Origin of the sequence: Pedobacter jamesrossensis (genome assembly GCF_042650905.1) — a bacterium.
GTDB lineage: Bacteria > Bacteroidota > Bacteroidia > Sphingobacteriales > Sphingobacteriaceae > Pedobacter > Pedobacter jamesrossensis.
The window spans coordinates 14,277-36,505 of the sequence record NZ_JBHSBY010000121.1; the positions used below are offsets into that span (position 1 = coordinate 14,277).

Genomic DNA, 22,229 nt, shown 5'->3' on the forward strand with positions numbered 1-22,229 from the left:
GTTCCTCGCAATGATAAAATGTACTAACTCAATAAACCAAGTAACTCTTTTTTAGTTAAATTTTTAAACATATTACCCTCGCTCTGAATTAAATCTTTTACCAAATCTTTTTTAACAGATTGTAATTTCATGATTTTCTCTTCGATAGTATTTGGGCAAATCAAACGCACTGCCATCACATTTTTATGTTGACCAATTCGATAAGCCCTATCGATAGCCTGATTTTCTACCGCCGGGTTCCACCATGGGTCGACCAGGTAAACGTAATCTGCCTGGGTTAAATTTAGTCCGGTTCCACCAGCTTTTAAGCTGATTAAAAAAACCGGAATATCTGCATTATCCTGAAACGATTGAACAATTTCTTCACGTTTCCGGCTTTGCCCGGTTAAATATTCGTAACGAATGCCTTTTATTTCCAGCTGTTTTTTAATTAAATCTAGCATGGTTACAAACTGCGAAAAGATAAGGATTTTATGGTTTGCTGCTTTATTTTCAATTTGTTCAATTAACACATCAATTTTTGACGAAGCTTGCAAATAGGACTTTCCATCGGCAAGTAAGGCTGCAGAATTACAAATTTGCCTCAAACGTGTAATGCTCCTGAGTACATGCATCGAACTTTTAGGCAATTCATCTTCGGTTTTACCTAAAATATAATCCTGAATTTCCTTTTTATTTGCCTCATAAACCTCTCTTTGCTCCTCGCCCATTTCGCAATACAAAACAATTTCGGTTTTATCGGGCAGTTCTTTAGCAACCTGCTCTTTTGTTCGTCTTAAAATAAATGGTTTGATTTTCTTCTGAAGTTCTGCGGCACGTTTACTATCCTTAAACTGATCTATAGGCGTAGAATATAAATCGGCAAATTGCTGTTTGCTACCAAATAAACCCGGGCAGGCAAAAGAAAGCTGTCCGTATAAATCGAATGTATTATTCTCTATCGGTGTTCCGGTAAGCGCCACTTTATTTCTCGACTGCAACATTCTAACCGTTTTGTAGCGCTGCGATTCAGGATTTTTTATATTCTGCGATTCATCCAAAAAGATATAATTAAATCGATAGTCTTTTAGAAATCTGATATCAGAAAGCAATGTTCCGTAGGAAGTAAGGATAATTTCAAAATTGTCAAAATCAAGGGTATTTTTAACTCTATCGGCGCCATATATGGTTTTGACTTTAACAGATGGTGCAAACTTCTTTACTTCCGCTTGCCAATTAAAAATTAAGGATGCCGGAACGACAACAAGATTAACATTATGAAGTACTTTTTCTCTTTGGGATAAAATAAAGGCGATAATCTGTATCGTTTTACCCAAACCCATATCATCCGCCAGAATAGAACCAAAATTAAAATCATCTAAAAAATTTAGTCGATTTAAGCCATCTTTCTGGTAATGACGAAGTGTAGCCTTCAAAGCTTTTGGAATTTCCACTTCTTCAGCGGCATTAATGCTATCAAATTTTTGTCTGAAGTTTTTTAATTCATTACGCACTTTACCATCAAGCAAAGCATCTTCATATAGATCATTTATCGATGCGTATTTAATTTTATGCGTAATCAAGCTTTCTTCTACAATTTCACCTGCATTAAAGTAAGCAGTAAATTTTTCAATCCATTCCTCGGGTAAAATACCCTGCGTTCCATCATCGAGTGTAACGAATTTACTTTTATTTCTGATGGACTTATGCAGGTGTTTCAAGGCTACGTTCTGCTTTCCGAATTTGACCTTAACTTTAGTTTCAAACCAATCTGTTCCACTTAAAACTTCTATATTAATTTCTGCCTTGTGCGGGTTAAGCTTGTTATTTTTAAGCTGATTAAAGCCAAGTATATGAATATCCTTACTTCTCCAGGTTTCAAAAGCATCTAAAAACCACGCTTCTTCCAAAAATCGTTTTCGGTGGAGATAATAGGAATCATTAGTTTCCTGATCGTAAAAATATGGATGTTGTTTTAAAATTTCGGATATGAATTGCAGCTCGGCCTCTTCCTCCCTATGCAATGTAAAAAGGTTTCCGAATTTATCTTGTGCCTGTATTTGCTTTTTTGATAAAACAGGGATTTCTAAATTGCCATATCGCATTACAGGGGTTATTAAAACATAATCTTCCGATTCGGACAGGTAAACCAGTTTTTCATTTTCGAGATCGAAACCCTTTTCTTCAATTTGCTTTGATGTTGCAGGTTTTAAATAAGAATAATCGACATGAACGCTGCCCTCCAGCTTAATTAGAATATTTTTTTGAAACTCCGCGTACTTGCTTTTATGAATAACCAGGCGATTACTTTGTTTAATAAAAAAGCCAATCACCTTAACTAAATCTGCACGCCCGAGTAGATATAATTTATTATTTAACTGAACGAAATATTCATATCGTATTCTTAAATTCTCCAGCGAGTAAGCATTTCCATCGATAATCAATCGCCCGCTAATTTCAAAAAAATCGTCTTTCTGATTAACCGTTAACCTTAAATCCCCATCCAGAATTAACAATTCTACCGCGGTTACTGAAGATGCCTGAATATTTGCAGATAGCTTTGCATCATGCAAATACACCGGAATTTTTGAAGGGTTTTTAACAATAGCTTTTAGTGCTTCCAACTCCGTTTCTATCTGACCGGGTGTATAGTTATTCTGAAATTTTGAAATCCCGCTATAGTATTTAAGTTCGGTACTATCTTCTGTCTTAAAAATTAAATCAGCTGGATTAACCTGTTTAAAAGGATTTTTAGCCTTACCAGCTTTGGTAATCTGGGCTTCGAATAATTCGATATTCAAATTACTATAATACCGGTGCTGACCTAAAACGAGTATTAAGTTATTTGAATCCTTGGTGCCTTTAAATGGAATTTTGGCTTTTATCTCTGGCAATAAAACAGATTCAAGATTTTGTCTCGCTTCTGTATTAAACGCCTGTAAAGCTTTTATTTTAGGACTAATACTTAATCCACCATTATTCAGTTTAATATTAAAAACCGAATCCAGATTTTCTTCTTTTTCCAGTCCATAATCAAGTGCTACTTTAACTAGCTGTTGCCTGCGGAGGTTTTCATCAAAGAAAATCAGTAGATCCTGCCGTTTTAGAATATTATATAATGCCTGCGCCTGATGCTCGCATAGCTTATTTTTGGGTGTATCACATCTACAAGATAATTTTACCGTGTTATCGGTTTGCTGAACCTGAACAATTGGAAAATTTAAGGTAGCGGACTCGTGGCTAAAAGCGGCGAAATTAATTTCAATCTGCTCGGGAAAAAGGCTTAAATAACCCTTAACATAAGTATGAATTTGCTGGTTTAAATGTTTTAGAATAATTAAATGGCTTAGGTTTTTAAGGTTGAAATCCTTTAAAATGTAATCATAAGGATTAATTTCACCTTCCAACTGCCCCAAGTTTTGTTCCCCCATTTAATTTTTTTGAACAAATAAAAGTAAGTAAAACCTTTTAAATTTCAGCCCTTATCAGCTTAATTATATCTTGGATAACTTCGGGCGATTTAAGAATTTTATAATGTCCGATGCCATTGTAAGAATTAGCGTTTATCGAATCATTTTTGATTAAAAACTCTTCTAAATAAGCGAGGGGAGCGATATGGTCTTCAGGATCGTAAGCTAAAAAATGTTTTACTTTACCATTGAGTGTATATAAATCTACCAGATTAAAATATTCTGCGTTAACTGGAAATTCATGCGCAAAGTTTCTGAAAAAATTGTCTTGTGCAGCTTTACTAACCTCTACAGCATCCATGCTTTGCTCGAAATTTTCTTTCAATCTGATTAGTGGTGCAATACTGATTAGGTATTTGGGCAATATGCCCAATTCCTGAATTGCGATTGCATTAGCCATGCCACCCAAAGAATGTCCGATTATAAAATCAGGTTTTGCATAATTCTGGCTAATGGATTTTACCGATTCTGCATAAAGCATCAGGTTAGAAAACTCCGATATAGAGCTTCCATTTCCAGGTGCATCAAATGCAATGATTTCTGTATCCTCAATTTTTATTAACTCGGATATAAACTCATCAAAATCGGCAGCTTTTGATGCCCAGCCATGTGTTAGTAAAACTTTAGTTTTTCCGCTTCCCCAACTAAAGCAATTAATTTTAAGTTCTCCGCCAGTAAAATAAGTATCTGGAACACTTAACTGAAATTGTTTAGATGCAGCTAATAATTGCTCTTGAACTAATCGTAAAGGCATTTTAGGCGAATAAAAAATGAACTCGCGTATTAAATTTTCGGTATTACCCTCAAAATGTGCAGCATTTTTAAGCTGATTTACAAGTGCTTTAAGTCGTTTCAATTTTGATCCTCCTATCTATACCAATAACGCTTTTAAATCAGCTGGCGAATAATTTACAGATTTAAGGGTTTTATCATCCGATTTTCTAAAAACTAAAAACAGTCCGTCTATTTCTTTATAATAAGATTCGGTTTGGTCTTTAGCCATGTAAAACTGAATGGTTTGTTCCGCTTCTTCTACCGTTTTACAAGCCTTACTCATGTTAGAACGATGAACCTCATCAAATAAGGTTTTAAACTTCCCACCTAAACCAAATTCATGAATTGCACCTGCTAAAACATACTGCAAATCGCAAAGAGCATCTGCAACTTCAACTAAATCATCATTTTCAACCGCTTCTTGTAATTCCTTTAATTCTTCAGCCAAAAGCGAAATACGAAGGTTAGCACGTTGCTTGGAAGGTATAACAGGCGATTCCAAAATTGGATGCTTAAATGTGGTATGAAATTCGGCAACTTGATTTAAAGAATTAGTTTCTTGCATGATATCGTTTGATTTTTTGATGCAGCAAACTTAAAAAAAACGATATAAATATTTTTAGTGATTTATAAACATCAGCCATTTTAATCACATAATAAGCAATTACAAAACCAGCAACATCCAAACATTACAAGCAAAATGCCCAGAATTTCCTAAGGGCTGTTCTAATTTTTTGAAGCCTGCCTTTTCATACATGCCAATTGCAGTAGAAAGTTCGGGGAAAGATTCTAAATAAACCTCATTATAACCATAATGCTGAGCAGATTCTATACTCTTTTGCATTAAAAGTTTTCCAAGTCCTTTACCCCTCGCTTCGGCAGAAAGGTAAAATTTAACGAGTTCTACACAGCCATCAGGCAAACCCTCTGTTGGAAAAATGCCACAGCCACCCAGTAAAACACCATCCTCTTCGGCCAGCCAATAATCAGAACCTTCTTTTTTAAAAACTTCAGAAAGGTGATCGGTTGTTGGATCGGTGTAAACAGTTCCGGGTTTATCAATTTTAAATTCCCTAAAAATCACACGAATAAGCGCTGCTAATTCCTTGTCATCTTGTTCCTCTATTTTACGAATCTGAATGGCCATTTAGATATTCTTTATTGGATATAAAATTTACGATATAATACTTATTTGATATTCTGTTAATATACCAAAGGTACATTTACTAATATTTAATTGAAGATATGAATCAAATATTTAGTTTATTTATTCCAAAGGATAAAACCTTTCAACCCTTGTTTGAAGAAGGCGCTCTAAACCTTTTTAAAATTTCTGAAGCGCTTGTACATTTTATCCGTTCTAAAGATGAGCTAGAACGAAGCCGACTTTCTAAAGAAATAAAAGCGCTGGAGTTAGTTGGAGATAAAGCAACAGACAAGATTTATGATGAATTAAATAAGAGCTTTATTGTTCCATTTGATAAACAGGATGTACACTCGCTGGCAACTAAAATCGACGACATTGCTGATGATATTCTTGCCATCACATTAAACATGGAACTTTATCATTTAAATGTTTCGAACGATGCAATGCTAAAACTTGCAGAAATTGTAGCCAAAATGTGCAGCGAACTTGCTGTTGCGATTAAAGAAATAAAGCACTTTAAAAACAAACAACTTATAATTGATATTTGCCAAAACGTTGGCCAATTGGAAAGTAAAGCCGACAGACTTTACGAGCAATCTATTTCCCTATTGTTTGAAAACGAATCGGATGCCATTTCATTAATCAGGAAATCTGAAATTTTAAGTTTGTTAGAAAAAACGACAGATAAATGCGATGATTTGGCGAATATCATTGAAACGATTTTCTTAAAAAACGCTTAGTTTTTCTGATTTTAAAGAGATTTTCTGCTGTTTTTACGCTGGTATATTTTAGCTTATTCACAAATATTAAAACAAAAGATGCGCTAAAATCATTTGTTATATAAAAGATATTTATGGAAAATCAAGATAACAACCCACAAAAAGCACATCCTAAACCATCTGAGGATGCACAAAATCAGGTAGAAACAATTGTTCCATCAACCGAAACCGAAGAAAGCAAAACTACAGAGATTAAACCTCTTGAAAAACCTGATACTGAAAAATCGGCCGAAGAAAAAACAGAAACTGAACAAGACGCTAGTACGAAGGTAAATACTGAAAGTACCAATACTGACGAAAAACCTGAAAATGCAAAAGATACCGTTGAAACTGATGATTCGACTGATAAACAAATCGATGAACCAAATACGGAAGAAAAACCTGATAAGCCTGACGAAGGTGATAAAATCGAAACCGTAGCACCTTAATCCGCTAATCAATATTATATTTAAATCCATGCTGAAATAGTTTTACTAAATTGGCGTTATGATTAACATGAAAAAGAAACTATTGCTTTGCCTTTTAACCGTTTCAATGTTCGGTTGCGGTATAAATAAGCAAGCACAACAAATAAAGGCCCTTGAGGCTTGTACATATAAGGTTAAAAACGTAAATCAGATTACCCTTGCAGGTACAGACCTGGCTAAATTAATTAATGATCAAAACTTTAGCCTAGGTAGTCTACCAGGTGTTGCCTTAGGATTATTAAGAAAAGATATCCCATTAAGGGCAAACCTAAATTTAGAAATCACTAATCCTTCTGGTAACCTGGCTGCAATTAATCAGTTTGAGTATAAGATTTTGGTGAACAATACCGATTTGGCAGAAGGGATTATAAATCAACCGGTAAGTATTCCACAAGGGCAAACGGTTTCTGTACCAGTACAAATGACGAGCAATATTTATGGTTTAATTTCTAACGGAAACGTGTTAAATGACATCATAAAAGCAGCTCAGAAAGGCGCTAAAAGTGACGAAAAATTAGGTTTGCTAACGATTAAAATAAAACCTACCATTATGATTGGAAATACGCCTGTAAAATATCCGGGTTACATTACCATCAATAAAGACATCAGTAGTAAAATCTTATTGTAAAACACAAGGAAGCTGTCTCAAAAATCAAAATAGTTTCTGAATTTGTCACGTTGAGACTCTCGAAACGTTTAAACAAAGCCTTCGGCAAACTCGGGATGACTATTATCTATTTTTGAGACAGCTTTTATTTAAATAATTTATTTAAAATTTTCTACGAGGTTCTTTTACCATTCCTTTAAAGCTATTCTGATCCAAACTTTCTGAAACCAATTTAAGTTCTGCAACTGATAACCTTGCAGGCATTTTTGTAGATTGAGCACTTAAACTTGCCGTTTTTGCTGCTGGCAAAACAAAACTACCTGTCTTTGCGTAAAGTAAAGCATACGATAATAAGGTTTCCGATTCATCGCCCCAGGCTTTAGTTAAGTCTTCAAAAGCCGTCTTATCAACTGATAATCCGTCATAATAGCCACCGATTCCAATTTGATTTTTAGTTTCAAATTCGGGAATATACATATCAACCTTATCAATTTTAATTGGGAAAAAACCAACGGGTTTACCATAGGTAGTCGTACCAATTAATTTAACATCCATCACAGGTTTTAAGCTATTAATGGTTAATTCACTAGCCGAAGCAGTTGCACTGGTCACAATAAAATAAACACGGCTTAAATTTAAAGCACCAGATTTTTCGAATTTTTCAATATTATCTGCAGAAGTTGAAGAATAATCTAAATCAGCATAAGTTGCATATTTTCCATTTACGCCACCTGTAAAAGTTTGTAATTTGCCCGCATCATCTGTTAGCGGTTGTTGTGCTAAAACAGATGCCTTTCTCTGCGCTGTGGTTAAACCTTGTAAAAAAGCATTGTAATAAGAGGTGTACATAATATTACCTGTTTGTGCCGCAGGACCTAGAATATTAATAATTTGCGTAGCTGTACTAACATATCCCCCACCATTATAGCGCAAATCTAAAATTACCTCAGTTACCCCTTGACTTGCAAAGCCTGCAAAAGCAGCACTTATTGCTGCAGATGCATTGTTAGTATAACTGTTGAATACAATATAGCCTACTTTTTTTATTCCTGAAGTATAAACATTTGTGTATAATATCGGATTTACTGTATAAGTTGCTCTGGTGATGGTTGCCGTTTTAGTAACACCAGCTAAATCTGTAAAAGTTAACGTTACGCTTGCATTGGTACCAAAAAGAGCACTATTTAAAAAAGTAACATTACTCGAATTATAGGTTAAATTTGTTTGTGTATTTACTGCAGTTATTTTGCAACCCCTTGATAAACCTTGCTGGCTTGCGGGTGAGTTGGGATAAACATATTTAACTCGTAAATCTGTTTCAGTATTATACAAAACAGAGAATCCATAATCAGTTTCTGTTCCGTTAACATCCGCCTTTAATGCGGCAGTTGTGCCTGTTGTACCCTCATCAAAAAAAGAATATTTAGGCTCTGTACTACCACTAACATATTCATAAGGTCTCCCGGTAGTGGGGTTTAGTGAAAACTGAGTAATTGCATATAACTCCGTTTCTTTAGAATTGTAACTACGAGGTTTGAAAGCCTCATAAGTTGGTAATGAAGTATTCCAATAATAAAGTTCTTTAGCATACAAAAATATCGAATCTCTTGTAAGCTCATCTCTGGTGGCTGTTACCTCTTTTGGTGTTGTTGGTGTTACCACAGGCGTTTCTGTCTTTTTACATGCCGTAAATGCAGACAGGCTAATGAAGGATATTAGCACAATGTATTGTGGAGTGGATATTTTCATATGCATAAAATTATTTTCAATGGTTGTGAAGCTATCATGATTTTATTCAGTGGTGTTTGTGGTTGGCAAAATCATGATGGTTTCATAACTAAATAATATTCAAATTGGTACAGTCTATATACGTTAAAATTGATGTAAAATTTTATTAAAAAAAGTATTTACATAAAACTGATAAACCAATGTACTGTATATTCTAAATATAATTAATTAAACTATCGTTAAATAAAATTTATTTAACTTTTTGAAGGATACGGAAGTAATGCAAAAAAGCCCTTCACTCCTGAAGGGCTTTTGCTGTAACACATTGGGATGTGATTGTTACATGAGATTTCAGTCCTTCTACCAACTGAAATGTTTTAAATAGGGTTATAATTTTGAAAGTAATTTTCTAATCAAATAGCTTCGCTTAAAATATAAATCATCTGTTTATTATCCAGTAGGAATAAATATTCTCTACCTACATTGGATTCAGTTTTATTAATTTTGACAACCTTTCCTTGGTTTTCATATTCATCTACGATTTCATCACCAATTTTAACTTGGTTTAATTTTCGTAGGGGTGTGGTGTAAGTTACATTTATCATACGCTTGTTTGTTAGTCAAGAATAAAAATAAGTATTAAATCAACGCAAAATTAATAAAGTAGATGAAGACCAATATAAAGTAGAGATACCCATAGTACATGAAGATTAGCACTAAAAACTATAATTATCGATAACTTTAAAACATGCATTTAAAGCACTAATCAAACGTTTGTTTTAGTTTCACAGAAAAAATAGTCTCAATAGCCCTTTTCAATTTGGCGGTGTCGTCATGCTACCATTGAGGTTATAAACTGATTTTTTTAAACCATCTAAGAAAGTCTAAGCCATGACGAACAAAAGAAGCCGGAGGAACGGTTTTTCAAATTTTGCAGAAAGTTAATTTACCAATAACCAAAAAAGCCTTTCATTTCTGAAAGGCTTTTGGAAGTGGTGTCTGCTATACAAATCTCGAACTATTTCCTATCTGATTTGCGTTTAATAGCAAATTTAAACTTAGATCAATAACCCTATGAAGAATCTGTGACCTAAAGAATCACTGGCAATGCATGGGTTCGAGTAGCAAGGGGTTCAGCACATGTTTCTTAAATGCTTTTTAACATCGCCCCTCCCGGCCGCCAAAACCCCGGCCCGGCACATTGGTTTCTTTCCATTAGGACGGGCCGGTAGTATCCTTCCAATAATTGGTGACTGGCGCTGTTGTTGTTTTCCAGGTACTATTTAAGGAAATGATTTTATTACCATCCCCGATACCAACTACGGGAAGTGTTATAATAACGGGCCTTGGGCCACCGGATTTTTTACAGACGCCTGCAGCACTGCAACTTTAAGGCCCGCAAAAAGCGAGCACATCATAAATAAGTTCCTATAGACGGCTCGGTTTATAATATTGGCTAAAAATGGGGTTGAAAAACATAACTATGTATAAAACGCTTAGTTTACGCCAATTATTTGCTATTATAAATGTTATAGATACATTTAATAATTATTTATAAACCAAAATGAAAAAATTATTTTACTTGTTTATCCTGATCAGTTTATCAGCTGCAGTGCATGCGCAAAGTGGGCGGTCCGTTTTGGATTTTGATCAAAACTGGATGTTTAACCTAGGCGACGTACCCAACGGCCAAAACGTTGATTTTAATGATGCCGGCTGGCGAAAATTAAATTTACCGCATGACTGGGGTATAGAACACGAATTTAGCAAAGACAACCCCGCCACTGTAGAAGGCGGCGCTTTACCAGGCGGCATAGGCTGGTATCGTAAAACCTTTACCATACCGCAAACTGATAAAGGCAAACTGATTTATATTGCTTTTGATGGTGTTTATCAAAAAAGCGATGTGTGGATAAACGGCCACCATTTAGGTTATAGGCCAAACGGTTATATCAGTTTTAGATATGACCTTACGCCGTATTTAAATTACGATGGTAAAAAAAATGTGATAGCTGTAAAGGCTGATAACTCTTTACAGCCAAATTCACGCTGGTATTCAGGTTCGGGCATTTACCGCAATGTTTGGCTGGTAAGCACCAACAAAATTGCGGTTGCCCATTGGGGTACTTTTGTGACCACACCAAAGGTAAGCGCCAGCCATGCCGATGTTATCCTGAGCGTCAGCATAAAAAATGCGGCAGGCAAAACTAAACTTGCCACTGTTGTCAGCAGCATTTATGCCAATGGTAAAGTAGTAGCAAGCAAAACCCTTGCAGGCGTTAGTTTAAAGGATACGGTTACTACTGTTAGCCAAAATCTCGGCGTTAATAATCCGTTATTATGGTCGGTTGACAAACCATTCCTGTACAAAGTGCAAACTAAAATATTGGTGAATAATGTGGTGGTTGACCAGTATGAAACACCACTGGGTATCCGTTATTTCAATTTTGATGTGGATAAAGGCTTCAGCCTGAACGGTGTTTACATGAAAATAAACGGTGTTTGCCAACACCATGACCTAGGCGCCCTGGGCACCGCATTTAATGTACACGCACTAGAAAGGCAGTTTAAAATATTAAAGGAAATGGGTGTTAATGCTATACGCACCTCGCACAACCCACCCGCACCAGAGTTTTTAGACCTTGCAGACCGCATGGGCCTGATTATTATGGACGAGGCATTTGACGTATGGCAGATTCATAAAAGGCCTCAGTTTGACTCTCATCTTTTCTTTAATGAATGGCACAAACGCGATCTGACAGATCAGATACTGAGGGACAGGAACCACCCTTCGGTAATCATATGGAGTATTGGTAATGAAATACCCGAGCAAAGAGATACCAGCGCGACTCGAATAGCCCGCGAGCTTGCCGGCATCATCCACGAACTGGATACCACAAGGCCAATCACTACGGGCAATAACGAACCCGGCCCTGGCAATAAAATTGTTGAATCAGGCGCTGTTGACCTGTTAGGCTACAATTACCATAACAATAAACTGGCCGATTTCCAGAAGGATTACCCCGGTAAAAAATTCATTGGTACCGAAACTGCTTCCGCATTGGAAAGCCGTGGTGTTTACAATACTTCGCCCGATACCATTCAACGGTGGCCGGGAGGCATGGTAGTGGATGGCAAAAGGGTGGCAAGGCCCATGAATGCCGATAACACCGTTAACGCTTATGATAATATTTCGGCACCCTGGGGCCATACCCACGAGGAAACTTTGAAAATATATAGAAAACATGCTTTTCTATCGGGCCAGTTCGTTTGGACCGGGTTTGATTATATAGGCGAACCATGGCCTTACCAATGGCCATCACGCAGTTCATACTTCGGGATAGTAGATCTGGCCGGCTTCCCTAAGGATGTTTATTATTTGTACCAGGGCGAATGGACCAATAAAACAGTGCTCCACTTATTACCGCACTGGAACTGGGAAGCCGGTAAGGTAGTTGATGTTTGGGCATATTACAGCAATGCCGATGAGGTTGAACTGTATTTGAACGGCAAATCATTAGGTACAAAATCAAAACAGGGGGACAGCCTGCACATTGCCTGGAAAGTAAAGTATGCGCCGGGTACCTTAAAGGCCGTATCACGCAAAAATGGCAAAGTTGTAAAAATTACCGAAGTTAACACAGCAGGTGCGCCAGCCAGGATAGAATTAAGTGCCGACAGGAGCATCATACGTTCAAACGATCATGATCTTTCTTATATCACTGTTAAAATTGTAGATAAGAATGGCATAATGGTGCCTAATGCTGATAATGATGTAAAATTCAAACTATCAGGAGCCGATAGCTTTCTGGCAGGTGTTGATAATGGAAACCAAACCAGCATGGAATCGTTCAAAGCAGATCATCGTAAAGCATTCAATGGTTTGGCCTTGGCAATTATCGGCGCTAAAACCAAACCGGGTACAGTAACAATAACAGCAACAGCCGATGGCTTACCTGCTGCATCGTTGCTAATTACTATTAAATAAACCATTGGTTATGAAAATTCTTTCTGCTTTCGCCCTTAGCAGCTTGTCCCGCAATTGGGTTGGCGCTTCGGCGACAATCTCGAAAGAACTAAACTATTTTGAGTTGAAATTTGCCATACCAATGAGCTTATTAAAACTAGTGTATTATGTATATTTGAGTATAAACGTTCTTAAATAACGACAAATTGATTCAAAATATTCGGTATACTATTCAGAATATTTATAGGTAAGTAATTGACAATAAGTATATTGCTTCTATATTCAGTAGTCCTGATGGATCATAAAAACCAAAAAGGTTTCAAAATCAATGATTTGAAACCTTTTTGGTTCGATAGTTTCTTCGCGAAAAGCGAATGAAATACCAAATATCTGGTTTAAAGAACTTTAATGGTTCGAATACGTATAGGCAAACATCGAACTATTCGGATCAATGAAATTATTGAAAATATCTTATTGATTAACAATACGTTAGAGGTCAAAAAAACTGGACAAGTGCAGAGTTAGTTGACTTGTCCAGTGTGGTGGTGCCTGCTGGAATCGAACCAGCGACACAAGGATTTTCAGTCCTTTGCTCTACCGACTGAGCTAAGGCACCTCCCGTTTGGGATTGCAAATGTAATATTCTTTTTTTCAATTCCAAGAAACGATTTAAAAAAATATTATCGTTTCCTGTTTACTTTAAAACCCAAAAAAGCCCTTCATTTCTGAAAGGCTTTTGGAAGTGGTGCCTGCTGGAATCGAACCAGCGACACAAGGATTTTCAGTCCTTTGCTCTACCGACTGAGCTAAGGCACCTCCCGTTTGGGATTGCAAATGTAGCGTTCTTTTTCCAAAAGCAAAATTTTTTTTCAAAAAACCTTTTCAAACTCTGATTATCAATTAATTAATTTTAAAAGTAGCCTTTATAAATGACCAAAACTAGATTTAGAATAAATACAAACAACAATTTCTATTATTTTTTTATGCATGCATAGTAATTTATTTAAATTAAATATCCTAATTTAGCGCTAACAAACCTAAAACAGATGGTAAGCCAAATCCTTTTTCTTCTAGTTACATTAGCTGCAATTGCGCTTTTCGCAGTTAATTTTCGGAAAATTATTCGCAACATACGCTTAGGTAAAGCTGTAGACCGTAACGATCAGCCTCAAAAAAGGTTGATGACTATGATTCGTGTGGCATTTGGTCAATCGAAAATGGTCGTTAGGCCTATACCTGCATTTTTGCATTTCTTTGTTTATGTTGGCTTTGTAATTATAAATATTGAGGTTTTAGAAATCATGATTGATGGCCTTTTTGGCACACATCGTATTTTCCATGGTTTAGGCGATTTATATAATTTTCTCATTGGTTCTTTCGAGATATTAGCATTTACAGTCTGGCTATCCTGTGTAATCTTCCTTATTCGCAGAAATATTATAAAATTGAAGCGCTTTAGAGGTGTAGAAATGACAGACTGGCCAAAATCAGATGCTAGTTATATTTTAATAACAGAAATACTATTGATGTCGGCATTTTTACTGATGAATGCTGCTGATGCAAAATTACAGGCTTTGGGGGCTGGTCATTATGTAAATGCTGGCTCTTTTCCAATAAGTCAGTTTTTACAAGGCTTATTACCAAATACAGTTAATGCATTAGAACTTATTGAAAGAGGTTGCTGGTGGTTTCACATTGTAGGTATTTTAGCTTTTTTAAATTACCTGCCATATTCCAAGCATTTCCACATTCTTTTTGCTTTCCCGAACACTTATTATTCAAACTTAGAACCTAAAGGCGAATTCACCAATATGGCTTCTGTTACAAATGAAGTAAAAGCGATGCTCGATCCTTCTTTTGTTCCTGCAGAAACAGAGCCGGGCAAATTTGGCGCTAAGGATGTAACTGATTTGACATGGGTAAACCTGATGAACGCTTACACATGTACCGAATGCGGCCGCTGTACATCTGTTTGTCCTGCAAACATAACAGGTAAATTATTATCCCCAAGAAAAATTATGATGGATACCCGCGACAGAATTACTGAGGTGGGCAAAAACATAGATAAACATGGTGCAGAACATCAGGATGGAAAATCGCTACTAGATGATTATATCTCAAGAGAAGAAATTTGGGCCTGCACAAGTTGCAATGCCTGCGTTGAGGCTTGTCCGGTAAATATAGACCCTTTACAGATTATTATAGAATTACGCCGTTTTGCTGTAATGGAAGAATCGCAGGCACCTGCCAGCATTAATGCGATGCTTGGAAACATAGAAAACAATCAGGCACCCTGGAAGTACTCTCCTGCCGATCGTTTTAACTGGGCACAAGAAAGTTAAATTTGCAGGTTGCAATTAAAAGTTTTGATAGATAGAAAATTCGAGTTGTAATACTTGAAATAATTATTATAAAGATGGAATTTAAAGTCCCAACAATGGCCGAATTAATGGCTGCAGGTGAAGAACCGGAAATATTATTTTGGGTAGGTTGTGCTGGAAGCTATGATGAACGAGCACAAAAAATAACCCGCGACATCTGCAAAATATTACATCACGTTGGGATGAAATATGCAGTTTTGGGAACAGAAGAAAGTTGTACAGGCGACCCTGCAAAGAGAGCAGGAAATGAATTCCTGTTTCAAATGCAGGCGATGACTAACATCGAAGTCCTTAATGCATACAACATCAAAAAAATTGTAACTGGCTGTCCGCATTGCTTTAATACCATTAAAAATGAATATCCGGGTTTAGGTGGAAATTATGATGTCATCCATCATACTCAACTTATTCAGGATTTAATTAACGAGGGAAAATTAAAAGCCGAAGGTGGCGAAAGCTTTAAAGGGCGAAAAATTACTTATCATGACCCTTGTTACCTGGGTCGTGCAAATGGAATTTACGAAGCCCCAAGAAAGGCTTTAGAGGTTTTGGACGCACAGCTGGTTGAAATGAAACGTTGTAAAAGCAATGGCTTATGTTGTGGCGCAGGCGGTGCACAAATGTTTAAAGAACCAGAAAAAGGTAATAAAGACATTAATGTTGAGCGTATTGATGAAGCCTTGCAAACAAATCCACAAGTTATTGCAGCTGGTTGCCCATTCTGCATGACCATGTTAAGCGATGGTATCAAATTAAAGGATAAAGAACAAGAAGTTAAGGTTTTGGATATTGCCGAAATCACAGCAAGAGCAAATGGACTATAATGCTTAAAAAATAACGTAATTGAGAGCGATTTTAGTGCTTGGCAGCCTTTGCATAGTCTCAAATTAAGCACTATCCTCCAAACAAATCCAATTGTTGAACTAGAACAAATGTTCCTAGAAAGACTTTTCCAGCCCTTATTCAAATCCGTGGATTCGCGCTGCTTAGGTTAAAAGTCTTTTTTAAACTCAATACGATAAGCAATTCCTGTTTCGCTTCCTGTGTTTTTCACAGCGTGTGGTTTTTCTGGTTCAACTATTTCTCCATGGTTTAGGACTTCTGCTGGCATCAGCCCGATTTTAATACTATCAGTAATTTCATATTTGCCGCTTTTAGATAGATTATATTGGTAATATGTCATCGGTGTTGCTTTAGTAAACCACATTATACTTTTAAATTGATGCGTATGTATTGGCTCAACAGTTTTTGGTTGAAGTATGACTTGTAAAACCCGTACTTTACTGTCTTCATAAACAATCTTATGACTGCTGGGTGCATTTTTTACGGATTCCAAACTGTCAGCCCAATTCCAATTAGCCACTGTGTTTTTTGAACTAATTACTTTTAATTCTTTTGAGTTATTTGAATTAAAATATTTTGTCAATCCAAAACCTAAAAGTCCACCAATTAAAAGTCCAATGATAAGGAATGTTGTTTTCATTTACTAAATATTTCTATGGTCAAATTTATATTTTTGTGCGTTATTCAGATTGATTGAGCACAACAAATTTCCAAGACATTTTTTCAATTTAAGGCAATTTGATAATCCGCTCTAAATTCTCACGAATTTGATTCAATTCTTCTGCCTCAACATTTTTTAAAGGAATTACGATACAAGTGGCCATAGAATCTACATCGCCCGTTTTATCCTTATAAGTCTGAACGATAACATCATCATTCTTCGTTCTTAAATATAATTGTCCCGATGTGGTTGTTCCATAATAATCTAAATCTTTAAATTTAGCTAATTTAAAAGCAAAATATTCAACCTTACCATTGTTAAAATATCGCTTGTAGCGGCAAAAACCATTGTTGGTAACATTTAATTCGTATTTCTTTACCAACTTAATTTCCTGACTGGAATCATAGTGTTCGCTAAGACTTTTTTGAAGAAAAACAGTATATTCCTCTAAGGAATCATTAGTGGAAAAAGCGCTCGAAAGTATACAAAAGGCAGAAACAGATACTAATTTCAAGCAGAATGTAAACTTTTTCATAGGAATGGCGTTAAGGATATACCAAGTTAAATAAAATGATAAATTTGTAGTATGATTTTTTCTCCACAATCCAGAGTTTGGATATACCAAAGCAATAGAAAATTTTCTTCAGCAGAAGAAATAGAGATTCTACAAAAACTGGAAGCCTTTACCAGTCAATGGAAAGCACATGGAAATGAATTAATGGCTAAGGCCGAAATCAGATATGAATTTTTCATCATCTTATCTGTTGATGAAAGCCAGGCAAATGTGACTGGTTGTTCTATAGATAGTTCTGTAAGAATTATTAAAGATATTGAACAAAGTTATCACGTAGACTTATTCAACCGTTTTAACATTGCTTATAAAATAGATGGAGAGGTACATGTACAAGGTAAAGAAGATTTCGAAACCCTTGTGAACATTAAACAAATTACCCCAAAAACTATTGTTTTTAACAACATGGTGCAGACTTTACAAGAACTTGAAAATAAATGGGAGGTTCCATTGGAAAATAGCTGGCATGCTAGTGTTTTTGCACATCTTCTGTAATATTAATTCTTGCACGCCTTTTATCTCTTAAATAATTTAGTTAAGGCCAAACAAAATCCCTGAGAAAAACTTTATATTACCGAATATAAATGATCTCTATGGCAAGGTGGCTAAAAATTTCTTTAAGAATATTATCGGTATTTATTGGACTAATCATTTTGATTTGGCTCGCCGCTGCATTTTACATCAACAGAAATAAGAAAGAAGTTTTAGGTTCTATTCTGGAACAGTTAAATAAAAATCTTAATGGGAAAATAACAGCCGAAAGTATGGAGCCTACCTTACTTAAAGGTTTCCCAGGTGTGTCGGTTTCTTTAAATAACGTATTGCTTCGCGATAGTTTATGGGCAAAACATAAACACGACCTGTTAAAAGCCGAGGATATTGATGTTTCCTTAAATATGCTTTCCCTATTAACCGGAAATGTTAACATTAACCGAATTGCTATAAATAATGCCTCAGTATACATTTTTACAGACTCTTTAGGCTATAGCAATACCAGTATTTTTAAGAGTAAATCGACGAAAGATAAAACCTCATCTTCCAAATCATCAGCATTAGAAGTTAAAAAAATAGATTTTAATAACGTGAATTTAGTTCTCGAGAACCAGAAACGCTTTAAGCTTTTTAATTTTGCTATTGACCAGGTTCAAGGAAGAATTGAATATCCTGATAGTGGCTGGACAGGAAAAATAAAGCTAAAAACTATGGTTAATAGCTTCGCCTTTAATACCAGGAAAGGTAGTTTTTTAAAAGACAAAATGCTGGAAGGCACTTTATCTGCACACTATAGTAAAGAAATGGACGCTGTTATTTTAGCGCCCGAAGTTCTAAATATCGGCCAGTATCCATTTAAAATTGGAGCAAAAATAGATCTGGCAAATGCTGGTTTTAATATCAATATCGCGGTTGATAAAATTTTATACAAGGATGTAGCTTTACTCCTTTCGCCAAATATTTCTTCTAAATTATTAAAATTCGGCATCGAAAAGCCGATTGACATTAGGGGGAATATTATTGATGATGGTTCCGGAAAATATGGCGATCCGCTGATTAAGGTTGGAATAAAAGTAAGGGACAACATAGTTACCATCCCGGCAGGAACGTTAACCGCAACAAATTTCGATGGCTCTTTTACCAATCAGGATACTACAGGGGGTATTATAGGCGATGAAAATTCATCGATAAAATTCTTAAAACTGACTGCAAAGTATTTTAATGCACCTTTAAAGATTGACACTTTTACTGTAAATAATTTAGCCAGGCCAATTGCTACAGGTTTAGTTACATCACAATTTCCCTTATCAAACCTTAACAATTCTATTGGCACGAATGATTTTGACTTTAAAAATGGAACTGCTAATCTTCGTTTATATGTCAAGGCAGATATCGATAATTTCCGATTCACAAAACCAGTCGTTTCAGGGAAAATTCAGATAGCAGATGCGGATATTCTGTATATACCCAGAAAGCTACATCTGGTAAAAAGTGCGCTAAATATTAATTTTAACCAGAATGATTTATCTATTCAAGATGGTCATTTCCAGTTAGGTAAAAGTGAACTGAATGTGAGCTGTTACATTGCAAACTTTGCCAACTTATACTATACCGATCCGTCTAAAATTCTTGTAAACCTGAAAATGCATAGTCCTCAGCTTTACTTAAACGAATTTTTACCGTTTCTAGGACCGAGAACAGTTAAGAAAAAAGTGAAATCTTCTGGTGGAATGAAAACTGCTTCCAAAGAACTAAGCAATGTACTGGAGGTTTCGAAAATGAATATTCGCTTAACAGTAGATAAAGCAATTTATGATAAATTTATGGCCAGGAATCTTGATGCAGATATTGCACTCCGCGGAGAGGGGATTTATCTCAATAAAATAAGTGTTGCCCATGCAGGAGGCTTTCTTTCTTTAACTGGCAACATTATTCAGGAAGAAGCTTCAAACATTTTCAAAATCAATTCTAAAATAAGCAATGTAAGCGTGAAGGATTTCTTCTACTCGTTCGACAATTTTGGACAAAAAAGCATTACTAACCAAAATTTAAGAGGTTATTTATCTTCTCTTGTTAATATAGGCGGTCGGATTTCGCATACAGGAAAAATTTTACCTAGATCAATTAATGGAAAAGTAATTTTTAACCTTAAAAATGCAGCATTAATTAATTTTGAACCCTTAGAAAAAGTTGGAAAACTTGCATTCGCAAATCGTAACTTATCAGATATCCGTATTAATAACCTTGATGGGACTTTGAATATTAAGGGAGATAAAATAGAAATAAGCCCCATGCAGATTAATTCTAGTGTTTTAAATCTGAATGTGAAAGGTATTTATGGCTTAACAGCGGGAACAAATATCGAAATGGATATCCCTTTAAGAAATCCTAAAGGAGATGAAATACTGGACAAAAAGCAAAAACGCGAATCCAGAATGCGTGGTATTGTGCTACATTTAAAAGCGGTTGAAGAAAAAGGAGAATTAAAAGTTAGGTGGAATAAAGACCACGATTAGTTTTTTGGTTGTTTAGTTTGTCGGTTATCTATCTGCTCTTCGCCATCCGAAAAACTAAAAACCAATTACCAAAACCTAAGTTAAAAATCCAATGGCCCTAGCCTTTTCATATTTCTTAAGATAAGGTATTGTCGGTGCCTGATGTAAGGCGTTGCATTTTTTGGAGTCCATCTTAAAGGATTTGGAAAACATGCCGCAATTAAAGCAGCTTGATTTCTGGTTAATTTTTCGCAAGATTTCCCGTAATATGCTTGTGATGCAGCCTCTGCCCCATAAATTCCATCCCCCATTTCGATTACGTTTAAATAAACTTCAAGAATGCGTTCCTTACTCCAAAACATTTCTATTAGCAAAGTAAAATAAGCCTCAAAACCTTTACGAACCCAGGAGCGGCCAGGCCAGAGAAAAACATTCTTAGCCGTTTGCTGTGAAATCGTACTGCCACCTTTAACTTTTTTGCCTTTTGCATTACTGGCAAAAGCTTTCTCAATAGATTTAAAATCAAAGCCAATATGCTTCAGAAACAACTGATCTTCGGCAGATACAGCGGCTCTTTTCATATTATCAGATATATCTTCGAATTTAACCCACTTTTTATCTGTTCTAAAAGGTTTTCCATCTGTCTTACGCTCTATGTTTCGCAAAACCATTAATAGGGTAATTGGCGGATTAATAAATCGCAAAGCGATAACCCAGAACAAAGAAACCAGTAAAAAGTAAATAAAAACTTTTGTGGCAATATCGGTAACGCGTTTTAGACGTGGATATTTAGATTTGGTTTTAACTTTTCTAGTCTGGGATTTTGCCATAGCACAAAGTTAGCAAAATCTTAATCCTGATATCATATCTCTTAAGCAGTAATGACAATAAGTAAACCTAATTTAAAATATGCTTAAACATATTTGCATTTCAATCGTTAAATCAAAAAGAAAATTATGAGTAAGAAAGTAGCATTAATTACCGGAGGAAGCAAAGGAATTGGCTTCGGTATTGCGGAAGCCCTTTTAAAAAATGGATATTATGTGGCTATTACGGCCAGAAGTATAGCAAGTGCGAATCAGGCGGCGGCAAGTTTAGTAAACTATGGAGATGTATTAGCGATTGAAGCTGATGTAAAAGATTTCAATTCGCAACAAGCTGCCGTAAATTTAGTGATAGATAAATGGGGACAATTAGATGTTTTAATTGCCAACGCCGGGGTAGGTCATTTTGCACCTGTGGATGAAATGGATATTAACCTGTGGAATGAAATTATTGATACTAATTTAACAGGTGTATTTTACAGTATTAAAGCATCAGTAGAAGAAATTAAAAAAACTAAGGGCACAATCTTTACCATTTCTAGTTTGGCGGGAACAAATTTCTTTGCAGGTGGCTCAGCCTACAATGCAAGTAAATTTGGATTAACAGGTTTTACTCAATCTGTAATGCTAGATTTAAGAAAATATGGCATTAAAGTTAGTACAATTATGCCAGGTTCTGTCGCCAGTCATTTCAATGATCATAACCCAGATGAGCAAAATGACGCTTGGAAAATTCAGCCCGAAGATATGGGTAAATTAATAGTTGATTTACTCGCAATGCCGGCCAGAACCTTACCAAGTAAAATAGAAATCAGGCCGACTATGCCAAAAGGATAAAAGGAATGGAAGATGGAAAATATCAGAGACGGAAATGTACGATCTTTCCACCTCCCATTTTAAATCAAAAAAAAAGAGGCTGTCTCAAAATAAATGAGGCAGCTTTTTCCTGTTTTCCGCACTGGGACACCCAAGATTAAAACATAAGTCTTAGAATTGAATATTTGAAAACAAATTTATTAAAAAAGGCGTTTAGCAAATTCTCAG

At 35.7% G+C, this 22,229-nt stretch carries 18 protein-coding genes and 2 tRNA genes; 9 read left to right on the plus strand and 11 right to left on the minus strand.

What is annotated here, in order from left to right; genetic code table 11:
* Window positions 1-23: 23 nt before the first annotated feature.
* From ACFOUY_RS12725 to ACFOUY_RS12740, 4 genes are all read right to left on the minus strand, one after another.
* Window positions 24-3,410 carry a DEAD/DEAH box helicase gene (locus tag ACFOUY_RS12725; protein ID WP_378961129.1) on the minus strand — a complete coding sequence of 1,129 codons (3,387 nt, stop codon included), beginning with the start codon at window positions 3,408-3,410 and terminating at the stop codon, window positions 24-26.
* A gap of 37 nt (window positions 3,411-3,447) precedes the next feature.
* The gene (locus ACFOUY_RS12730; protein ID WP_378961131.1) at window positions 3,448-4,305 is read right to left on the minus strand and encodes an alpha/beta hydrolase; all 858 of its coding nucleotides are present in this window, start codon (window positions 4,303-4,305) and stop codon (window positions 3,448-3,450) included.
* 15 nt (window positions 4,306-4,320) lie between these two features.
* Window positions 4,321-4,788 (minus strand): pyrophosphohydrolase domain-containing protein, encoded by a 468-nt coding sequence (locus ACFOUY_RS12735; protein WP_378961133.1) that lies wholly within the window; start codon window positions 4,786-4,788, stop codon window positions 4,321-4,323.
* 99 nt (window positions 4,789-4,887) lie between these two features.
* Window positions 4,888-5,370, minus strand: a complete 483-nt coding sequence (locus tag ACFOUY_RS12740) for a GNAT family N-acetyltransferase (protein WP_378961135.1) — start codon at window positions 5,368-5,370, stop codon at window positions 4,888-4,890.
* Window positions 5,371-5,468: 98 nt separating this feature from the next.
* Between ACFOUY_RS12740 and ACFOUY_RS12745 the strand changes: the two genes are divergently transcribed.
* From ACFOUY_RS12745 to ACFOUY_RS12755, 3 genes are all read left to right on the plus strand, one after another.
* Window positions 5,469-6,110 carry a DUF47 domain-containing protein gene (locus ACFOUY_RS12745; protein WP_378961137.1) on the plus strand — a complete coding sequence of 214 codons (642 nt, stop codon included), beginning with the start codon at window positions 5,469-5,471 and terminating at the stop codon, window positions 6,108-6,110.
* Between the two features lie 113 nt (window positions 6,111-6,223).
* A complete protein-coding gene (locus ACFOUY_RS12750) occupies window positions 6,224-6,577 on the plus strand; it encodes a hypothetical protein (protein WP_378961139.1) in 354 nt (117 codons plus the stop codon).
* 67 nt (window positions 6,578-6,644) lie between these two features.
* Window positions 6,645-7,244: a hypothetical protein gene (locus ACFOUY_RS12755; protein WP_378961141.1), complete on the plus strand. Its 600-nt coding sequence runs from the start codon at window positions 6,645-6,647 to the stop codon at window positions 7,242-7,244.
* Between the two features lie 141 nt (window positions 7,245-7,385).
* Here ACFOUY_RS12755 and ACFOUY_RS12760 read toward each other — a convergent pair whose 3' ends face one another.
* Both ACFOUY_RS12760 and ACFOUY_RS12765 read right to left on the minus strand, forming a co-directional pair.
* Window positions 7,386-8,972 (minus strand): S41 family peptidase, encoded by a 1,587-nt coding sequence (locus ACFOUY_RS12760; protein WP_378961143.1) that lies wholly within the window; start codon window positions 8,970-8,972, stop codon window positions 7,386-7,388.
* 392 nt (window positions 8,973-9,364) lie between these two features.
* On the minus strand, window positions 9,365-9,556 hold the full coding sequence (locus ACFOUY_RS12765) for a hypothetical protein (RefSeq protein ID WP_378961145.1): 192 nt from the start codon (window positions 9,554-9,556) through the stop codon (window positions 9,365-9,367).
* 959 nt (window positions 9,557-10,515) lie between these two features.
* Between ACFOUY_RS12765 and galB the strand changes: the two genes are divergently transcribed.
* Entirely contained in the window at window positions 10,516-12,939 is a 2,424-nt protein-coding gene (galB, locus tag ACFOUY_RS12770) for a beta-galactosidase GalB (RefSeq protein WP_378961146.1), read from the plus strand.
* Between the two features lie 519 nt (window positions 12,940-13,458).
* On the opposite strand, the gene ACFOUY_RS12775 is transcribed toward galB, so the two are convergent.
* A tRNA-Phe gene (locus ACFOUY_RS12775) sits at window positions 13,459-13,534 on the minus strand.
* Window positions 13,535-13,661: 127 nt separating this feature from the next.
* Window positions 13,662-13,734, minus strand: a tRNA-Phe gene (locus ACFOUY_RS12780).
* A 230-nt stretch (window positions 13,735-13,964) separates the two neighbouring features.
* Here ACFOUY_RS12780 and ACFOUY_RS12785 point away from each other — a divergent pair.
* A complete protein-coding gene (locus ACFOUY_RS12785) occupies window positions 13,965-15,260 on the plus strand; it encodes a 4Fe-4S dicluster domain-containing protein (protein WP_378961148.1) in 1,296 nt (431 codons plus the stop codon).
* Window positions 15,261-15,334: 74 nt separating this feature from the next.
* Window positions 15,335-16,123 carry a (Fe-S)-binding protein gene (locus ACFOUY_RS12790; protein ID WP_378961150.1) on the plus strand — a complete coding sequence of 263 codons (789 nt, stop codon included), beginning with the start codon at window positions 15,335-15,337 and terminating at the stop codon, window positions 16,121-16,123.
* A 167-nt stretch (window positions 16,124-16,290) separates the two neighbouring features.
* Here the strand turns inward: ACFOUY_RS12790 and ACFOUY_RS12795 are convergent, their stop codons facing one another.
* Together ACFOUY_RS12795 and ACFOUY_RS12800 are read right to left on the minus strand one after the other, a co-directional pair.
* Entirely contained in the window at window positions 16,291-16,782 is a 492-nt protein-coding gene (locus tag ACFOUY_RS12795) for a hypothetical protein (RefSeq protein WP_378961151.1), read from the minus strand.
* 88 nt (window positions 16,783-16,870) lie between these two features.
* Window positions 16,871-17,338 carry a hypothetical protein gene (locus ACFOUY_RS12800; RefSeq protein WP_378961153.1) on the minus strand — a complete coding sequence of 156 codons (468 nt, stop codon included), beginning with the start codon at window positions 17,336-17,338 and terminating at the stop codon, window positions 16,871-16,873.
* A 51-nt stretch (window positions 17,339-17,389) separates the two neighbouring features.
* Between ACFOUY_RS12800 and ACFOUY_RS12805 the strand changes: the two genes are divergently transcribed.
* Together ACFOUY_RS12805 and ACFOUY_RS12810 are read left to right on the plus strand one after the other, a co-directional pair.
* Entirely contained in the window at window positions 17,390-17,869 is a 480-nt protein-coding gene (locus tag ACFOUY_RS12805) for an ABC transporter ATPase (protein WP_378961154.1), read from the plus strand.
* A gap of 98 nt (window positions 17,870-17,967) precedes the next feature.
* The gene (locus ACFOUY_RS12810) at window positions 17,968-20,382 is read left to right on the plus strand and encodes an AsmA family protein (protein ID WP_378961155.1); all 2,415 of its coding nucleotides are present in this window, start codon (window positions 17,968-17,970) and stop codon (window positions 20,380-20,382) included.
* A gap of 80 nt (window positions 20,383-20,462) precedes the next feature.
* On the opposite strand, the gene mtgA is transcribed toward ACFOUY_RS12810, so the two are convergent.
* Window positions 20,463-21,191 (minus strand): monofunctional biosynthetic peptidoglycan transglycosylase, encoded by a 729-nt coding sequence (mtgA, locus tag ACFOUY_RS12815; protein WP_378961157.1) that lies wholly within the window; start codon window positions 21,189-21,191, stop codon window positions 20,463-20,465.
* A 126-nt stretch (window positions 21,192-21,317) separates the two neighbouring features.
* On the opposite strand from mtgA, the gene ACFOUY_RS12820 reads away from it, so the two are divergent.
* Window positions 21,318-22,022 carry an SDR family oxidoreductase gene (locus ACFOUY_RS12820; RefSeq protein ID WP_378961159.1) on the plus strand — a complete coding sequence of 235 codons (705 nt, stop codon included), beginning with the start codon at window positions 21,318-21,320 and terminating at the stop codon, window positions 22,020-22,022.
* The last annotated feature ends 207 nt before the right edge of the window (window positions 22,023-22,229 follow it).

Excerpts from the sequence above, each read along its gene's own strand:
- mtgA (WP_378961157.1), bottom strand. The coding sequence starts at position 21,191 with ATGGCAAAATCCCAGACTAGAAAAGTTAAAACCAAATCTAAATATCCA.
- ACFOUY_RS12785 (WP_378961148.1), top strand. The coding sequence starts at position 13,965 with ATGGTAAGCCAAATCCTTTTTCTTCTAGTTACATTAGCTGCAATTGCG.
- ACFOUY_RS12760 (WP_378961143.1), bottom strand. The coding sequence starts at position 8,972 with ATGAAAATATCCACTCCACAATACATTGTGCTAATATCCTTCATTAGC.
- ACFOUY_RS12755 (WP_378961141.1), top strand. The coding sequence starts at position 6,645 with ATGAAAAAGAAACTATTGCTTTGCCTTTTAACCGTTTCAATGTTCGGT.
- galB (WP_378961146.1), top strand. The coding sequence starts at position 10,516 with ATGAAAAAATTATTTTACTTGTTTATCCTGATCAGTTTATCAGCTGCA.
- ACFOUY_RS12745 (WP_378961137.1), top strand. The coding sequence starts at position 5,469 with ATGAATCAAATATTTAGTTTATTTATTCCAAAGGATAAAACCTTTCAA.
- ACFOUY_RS12765 (WP_378961145.1), bottom strand. The coding sequence starts at position 9,556 with ATGATAAATGTAACTTACACCACACCCCTACGAAAATTAAACCAAGTT.
- ACFOUY_RS12735 (WP_378961133.1), bottom strand. The coding sequence starts at position 4,788 with ATGCAAGAAACTAATTCTTTAAATCAAGTTGCCGAATTTCATACCACA.
- ACFOUY_RS12790 (WP_378961150.1), top strand. The coding sequence starts at position 15,335 with ATGGAATTTAAAGTCCCAACAATGGCCGAATTAATGGCTGCAGGTGAA.
- ACFOUY_RS12750 (WP_378961139.1), top strand. The coding sequence starts at position 6,224 with ATGGAAAATCAAGATAACAACCCACAAAAAGCACATCCTAAACCATCT.
- ACFOUY_RS12800 (WP_378961153.1), bottom strand. The coding sequence starts at position 17,338 with ATGAAAAAGTTTACATTCTGCTTGAAATTAGTATCTGTTTCTGCCTTT.
- ACFOUY_RS12740 (WP_378961135.1), bottom strand. The coding sequence starts at position 5,370 with ATGGCCATTCAGATTCGTAAAATAGAGGAACAAGATGACAAGGAATTA.
- ACFOUY_RS12805 (WP_378961154.1), top strand. The coding sequence starts at position 17,390 with ATGATTTTTTCTCCACAATCCAGAGTTTGGATATACCAAAGCAATAGA.
- ACFOUY_RS12810 (WP_378961155.1), top strand. The coding sequence starts at position 17,968 with ATGGCAAGGTGGCTAAAAATTTCTTTAAGAATATTATCGGTATTTATT.
- ACFOUY_RS12795 (WP_378961151.1), bottom strand. The coding sequence starts at position 16,782 with ATGAAAACAACATTCCTTATCATTGGACTTTTAATTGGTGGACTTTTA.
- ACFOUY_RS12820 (WP_378961159.1), top strand. The coding sequence starts at position 21,318 with ATGAGTAAGAAAGTAGCATTAATTACCGGAGGAAGCAAAGGAATTGGC.
- ACFOUY_RS12725 (WP_378961129.1), bottom strand. The coding sequence starts at position 3,410 with ATGGGGGAACAAAACTTGGGGCAGTTGGAAGGTGAAATTAATCCTTAT.